Source organism: Psychrobacter sp. 1U2, assembly GCF_051847575.1.
Window position 1 is genome coordinate 1 of sequence record NZ_JBPYDC010000728.1, and the last position, 871, is coordinate 871.

The following is an 871-nucleotide window of genomic DNA, read 5'->3' on the forward strand; positions in this document are numbered from 1 at the left end:
GCATGACGCGCTCGACACCATTCTGCGGTGATTTAATCCATTGATGCTCTTCAGCCGTTAGCTCAGCTCGAGATGAAAAATCTGCATTAATTAGCATAGGATAGTGTCCAAATTCGATTTAATATGGCTAAGCGACTTAAAAATTTATACCAGTAGCACTTTTTAGTCGTTGTAACTTTTTTATTTAATACTAACTATAATAGCCCGCTTAATAATCAACCTTACCGCGCAATGCCTTGGTTTTGCCGCGCTGCGTCTTTTGATCGACGCGTTTACGCTTAGCATTTCTACTCGGCTTGGTTGGTCTGCGAGCTTTAGCGACTTGGGTAGATTGAAAGATGAAGGCTTTAAGACGTTCAAACGCGTCAATCTTGTTGCGCTCTTGGGTACGGTGTTGCTGAGCTTTGAGGACGAATATCCCCTCTTTAGTGATACGACTGTCTTTGCTATCTAATAAACGCTGTTTTTGGGTGTCATTCAGACTCGAGGCATTGATATCGAAGCGTAGATGAATAGCGGAGGAGACTTTATTGACGTTTTGCCCGCCTGCCCCTTGCGCGCGGATGGCGCTAATCTCGACTTCACTATCGCTTAAGCTGATGGTATTACTGATAAAAATCATAGTTGTCTTTTATTTCTTTTAAATAATTGGTTTTTAAATGCTTCTCTTCTATATGGGGCATGGTTGAGGATTTATAAATAGGGCGTTACTTCTAACATTTTATTGCATTGAACCAAGCATAGCGCCTATCACTAAAAGCGGAATTGACATCAGTATCTTAAAAACTGACGCTTTGCACTTTTCCCAGCGTGTAATAATAAAATATAAGTTGGCAAATGGAAGAAATAGATATAACAGACCCCAAAGTAT

Annotated in this window: 1 protein-coding gene; it reads right to left on the minus strand. The window is 40.5% G+C overall.

The genetic code is table 11. The features are described 5' to 3' along the window. Positions 1–208: 208 nt before the first annotated feature. Positions 209–622 carry an alternative ribosome rescue aminoacyl-tRNA hydrolase ArfB gene (gene arfB, locus ACS8FD_RS18355; RefSeq protein ID WP_439260944.1) on the minus strand — a complete coding sequence of 138 codons (414 nt, stop codon included), beginning with the start codon at positions 620–622 and terminating at the stop codon, positions 209–211. Between the last annotated feature and the right edge of the window lie 249 nt (positions 623–871).